The organism is Mycobacterium tuberculosis complex sp. N0072 (genome assembly GCF_030323725.1).
Taxonomy (GTDB): Bacteria; Actinomycetota; Actinomycetes; order Mycobacteriales; family Mycobacteriaceae; genus Mycobacterium; species Mycobacterium tuberculosis.
The window spans coordinates 1143045-1160547 of the sequence record NZ_CP040689.1 but is presented as its reverse complement, the minus strand read 5'-3'; the positions used below and the strand labels follow the sequence as shown (position 1 = coordinate 1160547).

Sequence of the window (17503 nt, the reverse complement as noted above, 5' to 3'; positions counted from 1 at the left end):
AGTCAGAGGCGATCCAATGCGAGGTTCAGCCTGAGCACGTTCACCGCGCGCTCGCCCAGGAAGCCGAGACCACGCGCGTCGGTGTGGTCCTCGATCAGACGCTCGACCTGCCTTATCGAGATATTGCGCGCCTGCGCCACCCGCGGTGCCTGCAGCTTGGCATTGACCACCGATATGGCCGGGTCCAGCCCGGAACCCGAGCCGGTAACCGCGTCGACCGGAACCAGCGTATCGGCCGGCAGATTGTTTTCCTTGCGGTAGGCGGTGACCCGTTCAGCGACGGCCGCCAGCAGCTTCTCGTTCGTCGGTCCCAGGTTGGAGCCCGAGCTCGCCGCAGCGTCGTAACCGTCGCCTGCCGACGAGGGGCGCGGGTGGAAGTACTTCGCGGCGGTGAACTGCTGGCCGATGTGGGCGGAGCCGATGACCTGCCCGTCCCGCTCGAGCAGCGCGCCGTTCGCCTGGTCACCGAAGAACAGTTGCCCGACGCCGGTCACGGCAAGCGGGTAGACGATGCCGGTGATGACGGTGAACACCAACAGCATGGTGAGCGCGGGCAGTAATTGACGACGCATCAGGACACCCCGAGGGCGACGATGACGAGATCGACCAGTTTAATGCCGATAAACGGGACGACGAGACCGCCCAGCCCATAGATCAGCAGGTTGCGCCGCAGCATCGCCGACGCGCTTTCCGCCCTAAACCGCACGCCCCGCAACGCCAATGGAATCAAGGCGACGATCACCAGCGCATTGAAGATGACCGCCGACAGAATCGCCGACCTTGGTGAGTGCAGCGCCATGACGTTCAGCTTGTCGAGCACCGGATACAGGCCGACGAACATGGCAGGGATGATGGCGAAGTACTTCGCGACGTCGTTGGCGATCGAAAACGTCGTCAGCGCGCCCCGCGTGATCAGCAGCTGCTTGCCGATCTCCACGACCTCGATGAGCTTGGTGGGGTCGGAGTCGAGATCGACCATGTTGCCGGCTTCCCGGGCCGCCTGGGTGCCGGTATTCATCGCCACCCCGACATCGGCTTGCGCGAGCGCGGGTGCGTCATTGGTCCCGTCACCCGTCATGGCGACCAGCCGACCGCCCTGCTGTTCGCGCTTGATGAGCGCAAGCTTGTCCTCGGGCGTGGCCTCGGCCAAGAAATCGTCGACGCCGGCCTCCTGTGCAATCGCCTTGGCGGTCGCCGGGTTGTCACCGGTGATCATCACGGTGCGGATGCTCATTCGGCGCATTTCGTCGAAGCGTTCCCGTATGCCCACCTTGACGATGTCCTTCAGATGGACGACGCCGATGGCCCGCGCGCTGCTGTTATCGGTCCATTCCGCAACGACTAGGGGTGTCCCCCCGCCGGAGCTGATGCCGTCGACAATGGCACCCACCTCCTCGGTGGGGTGGCCACCGTGATCGCGAACCCACTTCATCACCGCAGCCGCGGCACCCTTGCGGATCCGACGGATGCCGCTAACCTCGGCGAGATCGACCCCGGACATCCGGGTTTCGGCGGTGAACGGCACGAACCTGGCGTGTGACATCACGCCCTCGTCGCGGGCGCGCAGCCCGAACTCGTCCTTCGCCAGCACGACGATCGAGCGGCCCTCCGGAGTTTCGTCGGCCAAGCTCGACAGCTGGGCGGCGTCGGCGACCGCCTCGGCACTCACACCGTTGATCGGCACGAACTCGGTGGCCTGCCGGTTACCGAGGGTGATGGTGCCGGTCTTGTCCAGCAGCAGCGTGTTCACGTCGCCGGCCGCCTCCACCGCCCGCCCAGATGTGGCGAGCACGTTGTGTTGCACCAGCCGGTCCATCCCCGCGATGCCGATCGCGGACAGCAGCGCACCGATCGTGGTCGGAATGAGACACACCAGCAACGCCACCAGCACGACCACCCGCTGTCCCCCGCCGGAATAGATGGCGAACGGCTGCAGCGTCACCACCGCGAGCAAAAAGATGATCGTCAGCCCAGCCAGCAGGATGTTCAGCGCGATCTCGTTCGGTGTCTGCTGCCGTGCGGCGCCCTCCACCAGCGCGATCATCCGGTCGATGAATGTTTGTCCCTGCTTGGCGGTGATCCGCACGACGATCCGATCCGACAGCACCACGGTGCCACCCGTCACCGCGGAACGGTCGCCGCCCGACTCGCGGATCACCGGTGCCGATTCGCCGGTGATCGCAGACTCGTCGACGGAGGCAATGCCTTCGATGATCTCGCCGTCCGACGGGATCGTTTCGCCAGCCGAAACCTCCACCACGTCGTCGAGGTCCAGCCGCGACGAAGGGACCGATTCGATGTTGCCCGCAGCCGTGCGCCGGTTGGCCATCGTTTCGGACCGGACTTTGCGCAGCGCCGCCGCCTGAGCCTTGCCGCGTCCTTCGGCCATGGCCTCGGCAAAGTTGGCAAACAGGACGGTGAACCAGAGGAACGCGGCGACCAGACCGTTGAAGACGTTCTCTTGGGCTGTCGAGGATGCGAGGTCGCGCAGGAACGCCAGTGTGGTGATCACGGCACCGACCAGCACGACCAACATGACCGGGTTACGGGCCTGTACCCGCGGAGCCAGCTTGCGCAGGCTCTGGGGCAGCGCCGAGCGCACAATCATCGGATCGAACAGCGAGCGCTTGGCCAGCCGGAGCCGGGGTGCCGACGTCGCTGCCGCGGCGGTTGCGGAGGTCTCCATGCGTGCGATCATCACTGGGTCGATAACTGCTCGACGATCGGCCCCAGCGCCAGGGCGGGGAAGAACGTCAGGCCGCCGACGATCAGTACGACCCCAATGACCAGGCCAACAAAGAGCGGCTTGTGCGTCGGGAAGGTGGCGGCGGTAACCGGCGTCGTGCCTTTACGTGCCAGGGAGCCGGCGATCGCCAGCACCGGAATGATCAGGAAGAACCTACCGATCAACATCGCCACTCCGATCGTGGTGTCATATGACCAGGTAGACGCGGTCAGACCGGCAAAGGCCGACCCGTTGTTGTTCGCGCCCGACGTGTAGGCGTATAGAATCTCCGAAAGACCATGCGGCCCAGGGTTGTTCCGCGACGCCAGCGCGGAGGAGATCAGCACCGACGCGGCGGCGAAACTCAGCAGGGCGATGGGCATCGCCAGGATGTAGAGCGTCACCAGCTTCATCTCGGTGGCCTGGATCTTCTTGCCGAGATACTCCGGTGTCCGGCCTACCATGAGGCCGGCGATGAAAACCGCCAGGATCGCCATGACCAGTAGGCCGTTCAATCCGACGCCGGTGCCGCCCGGGCTGACTTCGCCGAGCATCATGTGCGCCAGCGGGACCATGCCGCCCAGTGGTGTGTAGCTGTCGTGCATCGAGTTGACCGAGCCGTTGGAGGTGCCGGTCGTCGACGCCGCCCATAACCCAGACGCACCGACGCCAAAGCGCACCTCCTTGCCCTCCAGGTTGCCGCCGGACTGGTCGACCGTCGTCTGCTGTGTCACCCCCAGCGCATCCAGCCGCGGGTTGCCCTTGGCCTCGAATGACATTGCCGCGACTGACATTCCGATCCAAATGATGCCCATGATGGCCAGCACCGCCCAGCCTTGACGACGGTCGTGCACCATCTTGCCGAAGGCGAAGCACAGCGCGAACGGGATGATCAGGATCGCCCAGTTTTCGACGAAATTGCCTATCGGCGTGTAGTTTTCGAACGGATGCGCGGAGTTCACGTTGAAGAACCCGCCGCCGTTGGTGCCGAGCTGCTTGATCGCGACCTGGCTGGCCACCGGCCCGCCTGGAATGAGCTGGGGGGCGCCCTCCAGCGTGTTGGCGACGATGAAACCATGCAGGTTCTGGATCACGCCCTGGCTGACCAACAGGATCGCCACCACGAACGACAGCGGAAACATGATGCGCAACACGGTGCGGGCGAGGTCTACCCAGAAGTTGCCGAGCGTGCTCGCCCGTTTGCGGGCCAGACCTCTGATCAGGGCCGCCAGCACGCACATGCCGGCGGACGCGGAGACGAAGTTCTGCACGGCCAGCCCGGTCATCTGGGTGAAGTGGCTCATCGTGGCTTCGCCGCTGTAGGACTGCCAGTTGGTATTGGTCATGAAGCTGACCGCGGCGTTGAAGGCGACATGGTCGGTCACCGCCGGCTTGTCCGTCGGATTGAACGGCAGCACGCCCTGAAACCGCGCGATCCCATACAGCAGCAGGAAGGACATAACACTGAACGCAAGCACGGACAGGGCATAGGTGCTCCACCGTTGCTCGCTGCCGGGATCGACTCGGCATACCTGGTAGATCACGCGCTCGATCGGCCCAAACACCCGATCGCCGGGCTTTTTGGCCTCGTCGCCGTAGATCTTGGCCAGGTAGCCGCCCAGCGCTGGCGCGGTGAGCAACAGCACCGCGATCAACGCCGCGAACTGCAACCAACTCGTCCCGGACATCAGAACTTCTCCGGAAACAGCAGCGCCGCGAATAGGAACGCCATTAGCGCCACCGCGATCACCAACCCGACGATGTTGTCGACCGTAGTCATCGCCATTCGGCCGGCGCTCGCGTGAGTTCGACTGTTGTTTCCCCGATTTCGTCGCGGCGAATGATCCGTTCACAGCCACGGACGTAGAGCAGGCAAAGCCCGGCAAAGGCCATCACGGTCAGCACCAACACCAAGTCGGCCATGTGAGTCCTCTCGATTCTTGTGCACCGGCATCGCAGCGCATCAGATAGCCCAGCAGGATGGTAGTTGCCGGGCCCCCCAGGAACACGACCGTGACGTTGCTCTTCGCCGATCTTTGCGCGATCTTTACGCCCTACCGGTGGATGATTGAGCATGTGACCACCAAGCGCGGGCAGCTGCGGATCTATCTGGGCGCGGCCCCCGGCGTGGGCAAAACCTACGCCATGCTCGGCGAGGCGCACCGCAGGCTGGAGCGCGGCACCGACGTGGTCGCCGCGGTCGTCGAGACACGGACGCAACAAGACCGCGAAACTGCTCGAGGGCATCGAGATGATCCCGCCGCGCTACGTCGAATATCGGGGTGCCAGGTTTCCCGAACTCGATGTGGAGGCAGTACTGCGACGTCATCCTCAGGTGGTGCTGGTGGACGAACTCGCCCACACCAACACACCTGGCAGCAAGAACCCCAAGCGCTGGCAGGACGTTCAGGAAATCCTCGACGCCGGCATCACGGTGATCTCGACGGTCAACATCCAGCACTTGGAGGGCCTAAACGATGTCGTGGAGCAAATCACCGGCATCGAGCAGAAGGAGAAGATCCCCGACGAGATCGTCCGCGCGGCCGATCAGGTCGAGCTGGTCGACATCACACCGGAAGCGTTGCGGCGCAGGCTTGCTCACGGCAACGTCTATGCAGCCGAACGGGTCGATGCCGCGCTGTCGAACTACTTCCGCACGGGCAATCTGACCGCGCTGCGCGAGATCGCGTTGCTGTGGCTGGCCGACCAAGTTGATGCGGCCCTGGAGAAGTACCGCGCAGACAAAAAGATCACCGCCACGTGGGAGGCGCGGGAACGCGTCGTCGTCGCCGTGACCGGCGGCCCGGAGTCGGAGACGTTGGTGCGACGGGCATCGCGGATCGCGTCGAAGTCCAGCGCCGAGCTGATGGTGGTTCACGTTATCCGTGGCGACGGCCTGGCGGGGGTGTCCGCGCCGCAGCTGGGCAGGGTCCGCGAGCTGGCGACAAGCCTCGGTGCGACCATGCACACCGTGGTCGGCGACGACGTGCCCACCGCGCTGCTGGACTTCGCCCGCGAGATGAACGCCACGCAGCTCGTCGTCGGCACATCGCGGCGATCGCGATGGGCACGCCTGTTTGACGAGGGGATCGGCGCCCGCACCGTCCAGGAGTCCGGCGGCATCGACGTTCACATGGTCACCCATCCCGCGGCCAGCCGGGCCTCCGGGTGGTCGCGGGTCTCCCCGCGCGAGCGGCATATCGCGTCGTGGCTGGCCGCGCTGGTGGTGCCCTCGGTGATCTGCGCCATCACGGTGGCCTGGCTCGACCGATTCATGGGCATCGGCGGCGAGAGCGCGTTGTTCTTCATCGGCGTGCTGATCGTGGCGTTGCTGGGCGGCGTCGCCCCCGCCGCATTGTCGGCCTTGCTGTCGGGCATGCTGCTGAACTACTTTCTGACCGAGCCCCGCTACACCTGGACCATCGCCGAACCGGACGCCGCAGTAACCGAATTCGTGTTGTTGGCGATGGCCGTTGCGGTGGCGGTGTTGGTGGACGGCGCGGCTAGCCGAACCCGTGAGGCTCGGCGCGCATCCCAGGAGGCTGAGTTGCTGGCCCTGTTTGCCGGTTCGGTGTTGCGCGGCGCAGACCTTGCCACGCTGCTGCAGCGGGTCCGCGAAACGTATTCCCAACGGGCCGTGACCATGCTGCGTGTCCGGCAGGGCGCATCGACAGGCGAAACCGTCGCGTGCGTCGGGACAAACCCGTGTCGGGACGTCGACTCCGCCGACACCGCAATCGAAGTCGGCGACGACGAGTTTTGGATGCTGATGGCAGGCCGCAAGTTGGCCGCCCGCGACCGCCGAGTGCTGACCGCGGTCGCGACACAGGCCGCGGGTCTGGTGAAGCAGCGCGAGCTGGCGGAAGAGGCCGGCCAGGCCGAGGCCATCGCTAGGGCCGATGAGCTGCGCCGGTCGCTGCTGTCGGCGGTCAGCCACGACCTGCGCACCCCGCTGGCGGCGGCCAAGGTTGCGGTGTCCAGCTTGCGCACCGAAGACGTCGCTTTCTCCCCCGAGGATACCGCCGAGCTGTTGGCCACCATCGAGGAGTCCATCGACCAACTCACCGCCCTGGTCGCAAACCTGCTCGATTCGTCGCGGTTGGCTGCCGGCGTGATTCGCCCCCAGCTGCGCCGGGCATACCTGGAAGAAGCGGTGCAACGGGCCTTGGTCAGCATCGGCAAGGGCGCCACCGGTTTTTACCGATCCGGCATCGACCGGGTCAAGGTCGACGTGGGAGACGCCGTGGCGATGGCCGACGCCGGGTTGCTGGAGCGGGTGCTAGCCAACCTGATCGACAACGCGCTGCGATATGCGCCCGACTGCGTGGTCCGGGTCAACGCGGGACGGGTGCGTGAGCGGGTCCTGATTAATGTCATCGACGAGGGCCCAGGGGTCCCGCGCGGGACCGAGGAGCAACTCTTTGCCCCGTTCCAGCGGCCGGGGGATCACGACAACACCACCGGTGTCGGTCTGGGGATGTCGGTGGCACGCGGCTTCGTCGAGGCTATGGGCGGCACGATTTCGGCTACCGATACCCCGGGCGGCGGGCTCACAGTGGTGATCGATCTGGCGGCTCCCGAGGACCGCCCATGACCCTCGTCTTGGTGATTGACGACGAACCCCAGATCCTGCGCGCGCTGCGTATCAACCTGACCGTGCGTGGCTACCAGGTCATCACCGCCTCGACGGGTGCGGGTGCGCTGCGCGCCGCCGCTGAGCATCCGCCCGATGTGGTGATCCTCGACCTCGGCCTGCCGGACATGTCGGGTATCGACGTGCTCGGCGGGCTGCGTGGCTGGTTGACGGCACCGGTGATCGTGTTGTCGGCGCGTACCGATTCGTCGGACAAGGTCCAGGCCCTCGATGCGGGCGCCGACGATTACGTGACGAAACCGTTTGGAATGGACGAGTTTCTGGCTCGGCTGCGCGCAGCGGTACGGCGTAACACCGCGGCCGCCGAGTTGGAGCAGCCGGTGATCGAAACCGATTCATTCACCGTCGATCTGGCCGGCAAGAAGGTCATCAAAGACGGTGCCGAAGTGCATCTCACGCCGACCGAGTGGGGCATGCTGGAAATGCTGGCCCGCAACCGCGGCAAGTTGGTCGGCCGCGGGGAGCTTCTCAAAGAAGTGTGGGGACCGGCATATGCGACTGAAACCCATTACCTGCGGGTGTATCTGGCGCAGCTGCGGCGCAAATTGGAGGATGACCCGTCGCACCCCAAACATCTGCTGACCGAATCAGGGATGGGCTACCGCTTCGAAGCCTAAATCACATCTGCCACAGGCGTTTCCGCTGGGAGCGGATGTACACTTTGCCCGCCTCGCAGCGACACGTTGGCGGATGCCCGCAACGCCAACACGCGTTGGTGAATCCGGTATTCGGTGGAGCGCGGGATGTACCCCGGCCCGTAGCGTCCGCGCCCGAGCCGGTATACCCGGCCCCGTCCGATTTCCCAGCGCAGTGCCTCCGACACCACCTTGGATGCCCTGCCCCGGACTCCAAAGCCGTGCCAGCCCAGGCCTTAGATCATTTCGGTAATGGCCGCCGGTCCATGGACGGCCAGGTGCAGGGTGAGCACGTATCGAAGCTCAATTCCATGCAGTTGTCTGGTCATGGCCGAACATTCCCATGCGGGTCTGACATCGGCCAAGGTTGTCGCTACGAGGCGGGCAGAAGAGTGTCCCCCCGCGCAGATACGCGTGTGGCAGATGTGACTTATCCGGCCAGTGACAACGCGATGCCGTCCAAGATGTCGTGTTCGCTGACGGTCAGCTGGTCGATGCCGGCCCGCTCGCGCAGCTCGCGCGCCAACTCTTCGACCACGATCGCGCCACCGCCGATCACGTCGGCCCGGCCCGGGTGCATCGGCGCCAGCGCGGCCCGCTGCTTGCGAGTCATGCCGATCAGCCGCTGGCAAACCTCGAGCAGATCAGCACCGGGCACCCGCGAAAGATGAATGGCCGCAGCGTCATACGCCGTCATGGACTGCGCCAGCGCGGACAGTGTGGTCATCGTTCCAGCCAGCCCGACCCAGGTCCGGGCCAGCTCCAGCGGCACGGTGCGCAGTGCGGGCTCGAGCCGCTCGCGAACCAGCCGGCGGGCCGTGGACACCTCCTGCAACGTCGGCGGGTCGGAGTGCAAACAGCGTTCGGTCAGCCGGACGCATCCGATGTCCGCCGAGTAGCTGGCAACCACTTCGTGCTCGCCCAGCACGATCTCGGTGGAACCGCCACCGAGGTCCACGACGACGAAAGGCGCACCGGCGCTGCCTAATTCGCCCACCGCTCCACGGAAGGAGAGCTCGGCCTCCTCGGCGCCGGTAATCACCTCCGCGGCCGAGCCGGGCAGCGCGGCGCCCAACACGTCGGCCGTCATCGCAAAGAAAACGTCGCGATTGACCACATCGCGGGCGGCCGACGTGGCGACCATCCGCACCCGCTCGGCATGGTGAAACGTCAGCAGTTCGGCGTAGTCGGTCAGGGCGGTCCGGGTCCGCGCAATCGCCTCCGGCGCGAACCGACCGGTGGCGTCGACTCCCTGGCCCAGGCGCACTATCCGGGTCTCACGATGCACATCGTGCAGCTCTCCGCGCGCCAACCCGGCTCCCACGTCGGCGATCAGCAAGCGAATCGAGTTGGTACCGCAGTCGATCGCGGCGACCCGGGTTAGCGCCACTGCCCAGCCACCAGGGTCGCGGCCGTCCGTGGCTCGGCGGCCAGTAACGCCAGCGCCTCGTCACCGAATGGGTTCAACCCCGGGCCCTTGGCCAGCGAATGCGCGATCAGCACATGCAGGCACTTGACCCGGTCGGGCATGCCCCCCGCGGAGACCGTTGTCCCGAGCGGCTCGAGAGCGTCACGCTCGGACAGATACGACTCGTGTGCCCGTCGATAGGCGGCGGCCAACTCCGCATCCTGGCCCAGCCGCCGGTTCATCTCGCGCATGAGTCCCGTGGTCTCCAACCTGCTGGCCGCCGCCGTGAGCACCGGATGCGTCAGGTAGTACAGGGTCGGAAACGGCGTGCCGTCGGGCAGTCTCGGCGCAGTTTTCACGACGCCGGGTTCACCGTTGGGGCAACGATAGGCGATCGCGAGCACACCCCGGGGTGCACGGCCGAGTTGCCGCGTGACCACCTCCAGATCGGCACGATCAACCACCGGGCTGCTCGGGGTTTGGCGAGGCCGGCGGCAGCGGGCCCGGACGTCCGGGCTCCGGTGCCGGTGGCGCGGCAGGCGGCAGGTGCGGGTCGTCGGCGATCGTGTGCCACAGCGCGGTGTACCAGGGTTCGTTGTTGGTCGCAGTAGCCGCGTCTGACCCCGGTTGCGGCGGCGCCAACGGCGTCGACGGAAGCTGGACCTGAAACGGGATGTCTCCAGGCATCACAAAGCCGAGCCGTTCGCGGGCCTGAGCCGCAATATACGCCGGATCGGCGAGCTTAACCTGCTGTTCCTCCAGGTCAGCGATCTGGCGGCGCAACATGGCCTCGGTCGCAGCCAGTTGTTCCATCTCGGCGCGCTGCGCGAAGTAGGTGCGTACCGGCCTCGCAATGGTCAGCGTCAGCACGCATACAACCGCGGCGAGGATCGCTGCGCGCCGCGCGGTGAACCCCAGCCGCTGTTCGGAGCGCTTCTCGACCGATTCGGTGATCGCCCGTTTGATGGGTTCGACAATGTGCTCATGCGGCGTGCGAGTGGTCTTGCGGCTGGCGTGCGGTGCGGGCGTGGAGGGTTTTGCGGAAGGCTTGGTGGCGCGACCGCCCCGAACCGAGTCGCCGGCCTTCCCCGGGCGCGATGCCGGCGACCGGCGCTTCGATTCGGGCCGTTTCGCTTCGGGCATGTACCTATTTCGTCTCGCACGCGAACCGAGGAAATGCCAGGTCGCCCGCGTAGCGGGCCGCGTCGCCAAGCGCCTCTTCGATCCGCAGCAGCTGGTTGTATTTTGCGACGCGCTCACTGCGAGCAGGCGCGCCCGTCTTGATCTGCCCGCTGCCGATGGCCACCGCGAGGTCGGCGATCATGGTGTCCTCCGTCTCGCCACTGCGGTGACTGATCATCGTGCGGTATCCGCCGTGGTGAGCCAGCGTGACCGCGTCGAGTGTCTCGGTCAACGTCCCGATCTGGTTCACCTTGACCAGCAACGCATTTGCCACGCCCCGTTCGATGCCCTCCTCGAGCCGCTCGGGATTGGTGACAAAGATGTCGTCGCCGACGATTTGCACCCGGTCACCGATCGAGGCCGTCAGCGCGGCCCAGCCGTCCCAATCGTCTTCGGACAGTGGGTCTTCGATCGACACCAGCGGGTAGGCGCCGAGCAGGCCCGCGTAGAACTCGGTCATCTGGTCTGCGGTACGGGTGGTGCCCTCGAAGACGTAGCCGGTGCCGTCGGTGAAGAACTCGGTGGCCGCCGCGTCCAGGGCCAGCGCCACGTCGGCGCCGGGTCGCAAGCCCGCCGACTCGATGGCCCGGCTGATCAGGTCCAACGCCGCGGTGGTGCCGGCCACATCCGGGGCGAAGCCGCCTTCGTCGCCCAGGCCGGTGGACAGCCCCTCCTTTTTCAGGACCGACTTGAGCGCGTGGTACACCTCAGCGCCCCAGCGCAACGCCTCGACGAAGCTGGGCGCGCCAATTGGCGCCACCATGAACTCTTGAATGTCGACAGCGGTATCGGCGTGTGCGCCGCCGTTGAGGATGTTCATCATCGGTACCGGCAGAATGTGCGCGTTTGGCCCCCCGACATAACGGAACAACGGCAGCTCCGCCGAATCCGCCGCCGCCTTGGCAACAGCGAGCGAGACACCCAAGATCGCGTTGCCGCCCAGCCGGGACTTGTCGGGGGTGCCGTCTAGGTCCACCAGCGCCTGGTCGACCAATCGCTGGTCGTCGGCGTTGAGTCCGATGACGGCCGGGCCGATCTCATCAAGAACAGCCTGCACGGCTTTTTGCACGCCTTTGCCGCCGTAGCGATCGCCGCCGTCGCGCAACTCGACGGCCTCGTGCTCCCCGGTCGAGGCGCCCGACGGCACCGCGGCCCGGGCGAATGTCCCGTCGATAAGCGCCACCTCGACCTCCACCGTCGGGTTGCCGCGGGAATCGAGGATCTCTCGGGCCCCAACCTGCTCGATAATCGGCACTGGGTTCTCCTTGCGTCGTAGCTGCTGCACGGACGGTCTTGGGTTGGCTGGCCCCGACCGCTGTTAGCGTAAAGCCTGGGTTAGCGGTTCATCCTGCTACAGCGGATGACCCGCCGCATACGCGGTCGCCCAGTCCCGGACCGCCCGCGCATAGATAACGGAGTTGTTGTAGGCCCTCAGCGCGGTTATCCACCCTCGCGGTGTCGCGAGATCCTTTCCACGCCAGCATAAATAGCCCGCTGCCGAGAGGGCAGCATCATCGATGTTGTCGACGTTGGCGATGCCGTCGTTTCTGGCAGCGACCCCGTACAACCGCCAGGTTTCCGAAATGAACTGCATTGGCCCCATCGCACGCTCCACCGCGGCGTCACCGTCCAGGCCGCCCCCGTCCCTGTCCACGATGCGCAGGGTGCCGCCGGTGCCGTCGAGGCGGACGCCCCGAATCGGGGGGCTTACATCCCCATTGGGCGCAATCGTGGCGCCCCGGTAGGTTCCGTGGTGACTCTCCACCCGCCCGATGCCCGCCAGCGTGGTCCACGCAAGATGACACTTGGGATTCTCGACCTCGGCGACGCGAGCGGCGTAGGCGTAGGCCTCCAGCGCGATGACCGGAATTCCCAATGCCGCAGCACGTTTCTCCGCCCATTCGCGCAACTGATCCGCGGGCCGGCCGCCGGCGTGCGTATCCACCGGCGGCACCGGATCGCCGGGCGGAGGCGGCACGCCGTCGGGGATGAAAAGGCTCAGCTGCCAAGTGCAGCTCGACGCCAACAGCATCGCGGTCGCCCCTATCACGGCGACCGCCCGCAACCAGCGTCTCGGCGACACAACTCTCCCTCGTAGGGCACCTATACCGGCTTCCGTCACGATCATCGTCCCATGGGTTTGTTGACTACCCCGTCGCACTCGGGGCGGTTATCGCATGCCTTTACGTTTCTTGGACCCGCCGCGGGAATCGTTGACAGCAGTTGGCCAATGCGCGAGCCACTCCTGCTCGGTGATCACACCCAGCGGCGTCACATCGAGCTGCTCGGCAACGTTGCTGCCCCGGCGTGCGACGGCAATTGCCCGCTCGGCACAGCGCAGCCTGTCAATAAAGTCCAAAACGGCAGTGCGCAGCGTGTTTTCCGCATCTACGTCAGCTGAAACCGAAACAGAAGTGATCTCATCGGGGATCAGGTGAGCGGGCAGCCCAGCCTTTTGGGCACGCTGAATAACCTTCTGCGCCAGCGCTAATGCCGGCTGGCCCGTATGGACATCGTCGGCTACCGACTTTCGCGCCTTTTCCGAGGCCTTGGCTGCCTCCCATTGCGCCAGTTGATCTTCGAGCGAAATCGATTCGCCCGCAAGTACTCCTGGCGCCCGATTGCCGAGCTTTCGCATCAGTGTGTCGGCGACGTCGTCGATGGTGAACGGCGATTGCGACGCATCCTCAGCGATCCGGGCGTGAAAGAGGACCTGCAGCAAGAGATCACCAAGCTCTTCGCGCAGCTGGTCAACACTGCCGCTGCGGACCGCGTCCAACAGCTCGTAGGTCTCCTCCAGCAGGTATCTGCGCAGCGAGTCGTGAGTCTGCTCACTTTCCCACGGTCCGGCGGTGCGCAGCTTGTCCATCATCGCGACGGCGTCGACGAGTCGTTCGCCACGCTGAGAATCCGGTGCCGAGATCAGCCGGGCACCGGCGGCCAGTCGAGTAATGACAGCAGGATGGTTGGGGTCAGACGACAGCAACACCGGCGCGTCGTTTCCGGCGTGCGCCGAACGAGCCGCTGGTAGCGACCAGGGCACCGCGACCGGCATTTCCTCGGTGTATTGCACCTCGCCGCGCAGGAACTCGATCGCTTCAACAGGCACCAGTGTCGGACGCCGGGGGTCGACCAGGACGACAATCATCACGGTTGTCGCTCCTTAATCGTCGTGTTGCGACCACGGCCGTCTTCGCCTGGCGGGCTAGGGTTCGTTATACCAATATGCTGGCGCGGTTTCCCAGCGAGCGCGGTTATCAAATCGGCCACCATCTGAACCAGCTCGACGTCGCGGATTCGCGGCGCGCCGAGGCCACCGGCTCGCGGAATGGGAACCTGCACGGTGGCCGTCGTGGCACGGTAGTGCGCTCCGGGATACATTCGCTTCAGCCGCACCTGGGCGGAGTCCGGCAGCGTCAACGGGGACAGCCGCACGGTCGCTGCCGACGCCGCCGTCACGTCGGTGATGCCGGAGCCACGGCACAGCAGCCGCAGCCGTGCCACCGCCGCCAGCCGCCGGGCCGGCTCCGGCAGGGCCCCATACCGATCGGTTAGCTCGTCCACAACGGCCGCCACTTCGCGATCAGAGGAGGCGGCCGCCAGCCGCCGGTAGCCCTCCAGCCGCAGCCGATCACTGGCGATGTAGTCCGGTGGCAGGTGCGCGTCAACGGGCAGGTCGATTCGCACATCCTTGGGTTCTTCGGCGGTCCTCACGGTTTGGCCGTCGGCGGCCGCCCGGTACGCGTCCCGGTACGTCTCCAGGGCCTCGCCGACCAACCGCACGTACAGGTCGAATCCGACGCCGGCGACGTGTCCGGACTGCTCGATGCCGAGCACGTTGCCGGCACCGCGGATCTCTAGGTCCTTCAACGCCACGGCCATGCCCGCGCCCAGCTCATTGTTCTGCGCGATCGTCGCCAACCGGTCGTAAGCGGTCTCGGTCAGCGGCACCTGCGGTGGATAGAGGAAATAGGCGTAGCCGCGCTCCCGGCTGCGGCCCACCCGGCCACGCAGCTGGTGCAGCTGGGACAGCCCGAAGGTATCGGCGCGCTCGACGATCAAAGTGTTGGCGTTGGAGATGTCCAGGCCGGTCTCCACGATGGTGGTGCAAACCAGGATGTCATGCTCGCGGTTCCAGAACCGTTGCACGGTGGTCTCCAACAGGTCCTCGGGCATCTGCCCGTGCGCGACCACCACCCGCGCCTCGGGCACCAGCTCACGCACCCGGGCGGCGGCCGCGTCGATCGAGCTGACCCGGTTGTGCACGTAGAACGCCTGCCCGTCGCGCAGCAGCTCCCGGCGCAGCGCCGCGGCGATCTGCTTGTCGTCGTGCGGTCCGACGTAGGTCAGCACCGGGTAGCGCTCCTCGGGCGGCGTCAGGATGGTCGACATCTCGCGAATCCCGGCCAGGCTCATCTCCAACGTGCGCGGGATCGGGGTGGCGCTCATGGTCAGCACGTCGACATGGGTGCGCAGTGACTTGATGTGCTCCTTGTGCTCGACGCCGAACCGCTGCTCCTCGTCGACCACCACCAGGCCCAGATCCTTCCAGCGCACCCCGGTCTGCAGCAGCCGATGGGTGCCGATCACGATGTCCACCGACCCGTCGGCCAGGCCGTCGATCACGGCGCGGGACTCGGCGGCGTCGGTGAACCGCGACAGACCCTTGATGGTCACCGGGAATCCGGACATTCGCTCGCCGAACGTCTGCAGATGCTGGTCGGCCAGCAGCGTGGTGGGCACCAGCACCGCGACCTGTTTACCGTCTTGGACCGCCTTGAACGCCGCCCGCACCGCGATCTCGGTCTTGCCGTAGCCGACATCGCCGCAGATCACCCGGTCCATCGGGATCGGCTTTTCCATGTCCGCCTTGACCTCTTCGATGGCGGTGAGCTGGTCCACGGTCTCGGTGAAGCCGAACGCGTCCTCCAGCTCGGCCTGCCACGGCGTGTCCGGCGAGAACGCATGCCCGGGGCTGGCCTGCCGTTTGGCGTACAGCGAGACCAGCTCGCCCGCGATCTCGCGCACCGCGCGGCGCGCCTTGGTCTTGGTGTTGGCCCAGTCGCTGCCGCCCAGCCGGCTCAGCGCCGGCGCCTGCCCGCCGACATACCGCGACAGCTGGTCCAGCGAATCCATCGGGACATAGAGCTTGTCAGTATTTTTCGCCCCGCCACCCCTCTTGGCCGAGGCATACTCCAGCACCAGATACTCCCGGCGGGCGCCCCCGACCGTGCGCTCGACCATCTCCACGAACCGGCCGATGCCGTGCTGATCGTGCACCACCAGGTCACCGGCCGTCAGCGCCAGCGGGTCGACGATGTTGCGCCGCTTGGCCGCCAGCCGCTTGCCCTCGGCGGCGCTGACCCGGCTGCCGGTCAAATCGGTCTCGGTGATGACGACCAGGTTGGCGCCGGGAATGATGACGCCGTCACGCAGCGGGCCCTGGAGCACCCCGACGACTCCCGGCTTGGGCGCCTGGCCGGGATCGAGCATCCCCGCGGGGGTGTCGGACTCGGACAGCCGTTCCACCACGCGGTGTGCGGTTCCGGTGCCCGGCGCGACCAGCGCGGCGTACCCGCCGGTCGCGATGTGGGCACGTAGCATCGCGAAGATTTCGTCGATGTCACGCTGGTGCCCGCGCGCCGACGGCGCGGCCCGAACGTCCAACTCGATCGCCGACTCGTCGGACAATTGGCTCAACGTCCACCACGGATGACCCGTTCGGGCCGCCGCGGCCCGCACCTGGTCCAGTTCGACGAACCCCGACCCACCCAGTTGTTCGACGTCGACGGGGGCTTGATTTTCTGCAGTTCCCAGCGCCGCGACCGACCACGAGGCTTCCAGGAATTCACGGCCAGTCCTGATCAGATCCGCGGCGCGGGTGCGCACCTTTTCCGGGTCGCACACCAACACCGGCGTGCCGTCGGGCAGCTGATCGGTCAGCAACGCGTGCCCGTCGGACCAGAGCACCGGCAACACCGCCTCCATGCCGTCGACCGCGATGCCCTCGGCGAGCTTCGCCAGCATGTCGGAAGCACTGCCGGTGACGGTGCTCTCGGCCGCGGGATGCCGTGCGGCCAGTTGGGCGGCCCGCGCCCGCACGTCCTCGCTCAGCAGCAGTTCACGGCAGGCGAAGGCAACCAGTGTGTGAATGTCGATCTCCGGAATCGAGCGCTGGTCGGCTACCGAGAACATCCGCATCTCGGTGATCTCGTCGCCCCAGAACTCGACCCGCACCGGATGTTCGGCCGTCGGGGCAAAGATGTCCAGAATCCCGCCGCGCACAGCGAACTCGCCGCGCCGGCCGACCATATCCACCCGGGTATATGCCAGCTCGACCAGCCGCGCCACCACGCCGTCGAAGGGGGATTCGTCGCCAACGGTCAGCGTGAGGGGCTCCATCATGCCCAGCTGCGGCGTCATGGGCTGCAGCAGCGAGCGCACCGAGGTCACCACTACCCCCAGCGGTGGGCCCAGCTGGGCATCGTCGGGGTGGGCCAGCCGGCGCAGCGCCATCAGGCGAGTGCCGACGGTGTCAACACCGGGTGAGAGCCGTTCGTGCGGCAGTGTCTCCCAGGACGGCAACAACGCCACCGTATCCCCGAACACACCACGCAGTTCGGCGGCCAGGTCGTCGGCTTCCCGCCCGGTGGCGGTGACCACCAGCAATGGCCCCTGCCGAGCCAGCGCACTGGCGACCAACAGCCGCGCGCTGGCCGGCGCGATGAGCGTCAATTCGTCGGGTCGACCCCCGGCGCGCTGCATGAGCTGTTGGAATGTCGGCGCGCTCAGCGCCAATTCGACGAGCCCCGCGATCGGGGTATCTGAGCAGGCAGGCCCCGGTGCGGTCATGATGCGGCCATTCTAGGGCGCCGAGGTTAGTCAACATTGGGCCCGGC

The 17503-nt window shown here is 66.4% G+C and carries 14 protein-coding genes and 1 pseudogene; 3 read left to right on the top strand and 12 right to left on the bottom strand.

Annotated elements, in window-relative coordinates; genetic code table 11:
• Positions 1-2: 2 nt before the first annotated feature.
• From FF952_RS05515 to FF952_RS05495, 5 genes are read right to left on the bottom strand one after another with little or no spacing between them, the layout of a single operon-like run.
• Positions 3-572 carry a K(+)-transporting ATPase subunit C gene (locus FF952_RS05515; RefSeq protein WP_003405322.1) on the bottom strand — a complete coding sequence of 190 codons (570 nt, stop codon included), beginning with the start codon at positions 570-572 and terminating at the stop codon, positions 3-5.
• On the bottom strand, positions 572-2701 hold the full coding sequence (kdpB, locus tag FF952_RS05510; RefSeq protein WP_003405320.1) for a potassium-transporting ATPase subunit KdpB: 2130 nt from the start codon (positions 2699-2701) through the stop codon (positions 572-574). Before kdpB ends, FF952_RS05515 begins: the two co-directional genes overlap by 1 nt.
• On the bottom strand, positions 2698-4413 hold the full coding sequence (gene kdpA, locus FF952_RS05505) for a potassium-transporting ATPase subunit KdpA (RefSeq protein ID WP_003405318.1): 1716 nt from the start codon (positions 4411-4413) through the stop codon (positions 2698-2700). Before kdpA ends, kdpB begins: the two co-directional genes overlap by 4 nt.
• Positions 4413-4505 (bottom strand): K(+)-transporting ATPase subunit F, encoded by a 93-nt coding sequence (kdpF, locus tag FF952_RS05500; RefSeq protein WP_003405316.1) that lies wholly within the window; start codon positions 4503-4505, stop codon positions 4413-4415. The genes kdpA and kdpF overlap by 1 nt, the downstream gene beginning before the upstream one ends.
• Complete coding sequence (locus FF952_RS05495) at positions 4502-4648, bottom strand: hypothetical protein (protein ID WP_003405313.1); 147 nt, start codon at positions 4646-4648, stop codon at positions 4502-4504. Before FF952_RS05495 ends, kdpF begins: the two co-directional genes overlap by 4 nt.
• A 57-nt stretch (positions 4649-4705) precedes the next feature.
• Here FF952_RS05495 and kdpD point away from each other — a divergent pair.
• From kdpD to kdpE, 3 genes and pseudogenes are all read left to right on the top strand, one after another.
• A pseudogene (gene kdpD, locus FF952_RS20710) lies at positions 4706-5753 on the top strand (sensor histidine kinase KdpD); the annotation flags it as partial.
• Positions 5745-7319, top strand: a complete 1575-nt coding sequence (locus tag FF952_RS20705; RefSeq protein ID WP_349875720.1) for a DUF4118 domain-containing protein — start codon at positions 5745-5747, stop codon at positions 7317-7319. The pseudogene kdpD and the gene FF952_RS20705, both read left to right, overlap by 9 nt.
• Entirely contained in the window at positions 7316-7996 is a 681-nt protein-coding gene (gene kdpE, locus FF952_RS05485) for a two-component system response regulator KdpE (RefSeq protein ID WP_003405305.1), read from the top strand. The genes FF952_RS20705 and kdpE overlap by 4 nt, the downstream gene beginning before the upstream one ends.
• A gap of 448 nt (positions 7997-8444) precedes the next feature.
• On the opposite strand, the gene ppx2 is transcribed toward kdpE, so the two are convergent.
• From ppx2 to mfd, 7 genes are all read right to left on the bottom strand, one after another.
• The gene (gene ppx2, locus FF952_RS05475; protein WP_003405299.1) at positions 8445-9404 is read right to left on the bottom strand and encodes an exopolyphosphatase Ppx2; all 960 of its coding nucleotides are present in this window, start codon (positions 9402-9404) and stop codon (positions 8445-8447) included.
• Positions 9395-9886, bottom strand: a complete 492-nt coding sequence (locus tag FF952_RS05470) for a DUF501 domain-containing protein (RefSeq protein ID WP_003405296.1) — start codon at positions 9884-9886, stop codon at positions 9395-9397. The genes ppx2 and FF952_RS05470 overlap by 10 nt, the downstream gene beginning before the upstream one ends.
• Positions 9879-10565: an FtsB family cell division protein gene (locus FF952_RS05465; RefSeq protein ID WP_003405293.1), complete on the bottom strand. Its 687-nt coding sequence runs from the start codon at positions 10563-10565 to the stop codon at positions 9879-9881. Before FF952_RS05465 ends, FF952_RS05470 begins: the two co-directional genes overlap by 8 nt.
• Before the next feature lie 4 nt (positions 10566-10569).
• Positions 10570-11859: a phosphopyruvate hydratase gene (gene eno, locus FF952_RS05460; protein WP_003405290.1), complete on the bottom strand. Its 1290-nt coding sequence runs from the start codon at positions 11857-11859 to the stop codon at positions 10570-10572.
• A gap of 96 nt (positions 11860-11955) precedes the next feature.
• A complete protein-coding gene (locus tag FF952_RS05455; RefSeq protein ID WP_003405288.1) occupies positions 11956-12687 on the bottom strand; it encodes a lytic transglycosylase domain-containing protein in 732 nt (243 codons plus the stop codon).
• A gap of 87 nt (positions 12688-12774) precedes the next feature.
• On the bottom strand, positions 12775-13752 hold the full coding sequence (locus FF952_RS05450) for a nucleoside triphosphate pyrophosphohydrolase (RefSeq protein WP_003405276.1): 978 nt from the start codon (positions 13750-13752) through the stop codon (positions 12775-12777).
• Positions 13752-17456 (bottom strand): transcription-repair coupling factor, encoded by a 3705-nt coding sequence (gene mfd, locus FF952_RS05445; protein WP_003904532.1) that lies wholly within the window; start codon positions 17454-17456, stop codon positions 13752-13754. Before mfd ends, FF952_RS05450 begins: the two co-directional genes overlap by 1 nt.
• Between the last annotated feature and the right edge of the window lie 47 nt (positions 17457-17503).

Bases quoted from the DNA above. Each gene is read 5' to 3' on its own strand.
- FF952_RS05515 (WP_003405322.1), bottom strand. From the start codon at position 572: ATGCGTCGTCAATTACTGCCCGCGCTCACCATGCTGTTGGTGTTCACC.
- kdpA (WP_003405318.1), bottom strand. From the start codon at position 4,413: ATGTCCGGGACGAGTTGGTTGCAGTTCGCGGCGTTGATCGCGGTGCTG.
- kdpF (WP_003405316.1), bottom strand. From the start codon at position 4,505: ATGACTACGGTCGACAACATCGTCGGGTTGGTGATCGCGGTGGCGCTA.
- FF952_RS05495 (WP_003405313.1), bottom strand. From the start codon at position 4,648: ATGGCCGACTTGGTGTTGGTGCTGACCGTGATGGCCTTTGCCGGGCTT.
- FF952_RS20705 (WP_349875720.1), top strand. From the start codon at position 5,745: ATGAACGCCACGCAGCTCGTCGTCGGCACATCGCGGCGATCGCGATGG.
- kdpE (WP_003405305.1), top strand. From the start codon at position 7,316: ATGACCCTCGTCTTGGTGATTGACGACGAACCCCAGATCCTGCGCGCG.
- FF952_RS05465 (WP_003405293.1), bottom strand. From the start codon at position 10,565: ATGCCCGAAGCGAAACGGCCCGAATCGAAGCGCCGGTCGCCGGCATCG.
- FF952_RS05450 (WP_003405276.1), bottom strand. From the start codon at position 13,752: ATGATTGTCGTCCTGGTCGACCCCCGGCGTCCGACACTGGTGCCTGTT.
- mfd (WP_003904532.1), bottom strand. From the start codon at position 17,456: ATGACCGCACCGGGGCCTGCCTGCTCAGATACCCCGATCGCGGGGCTC.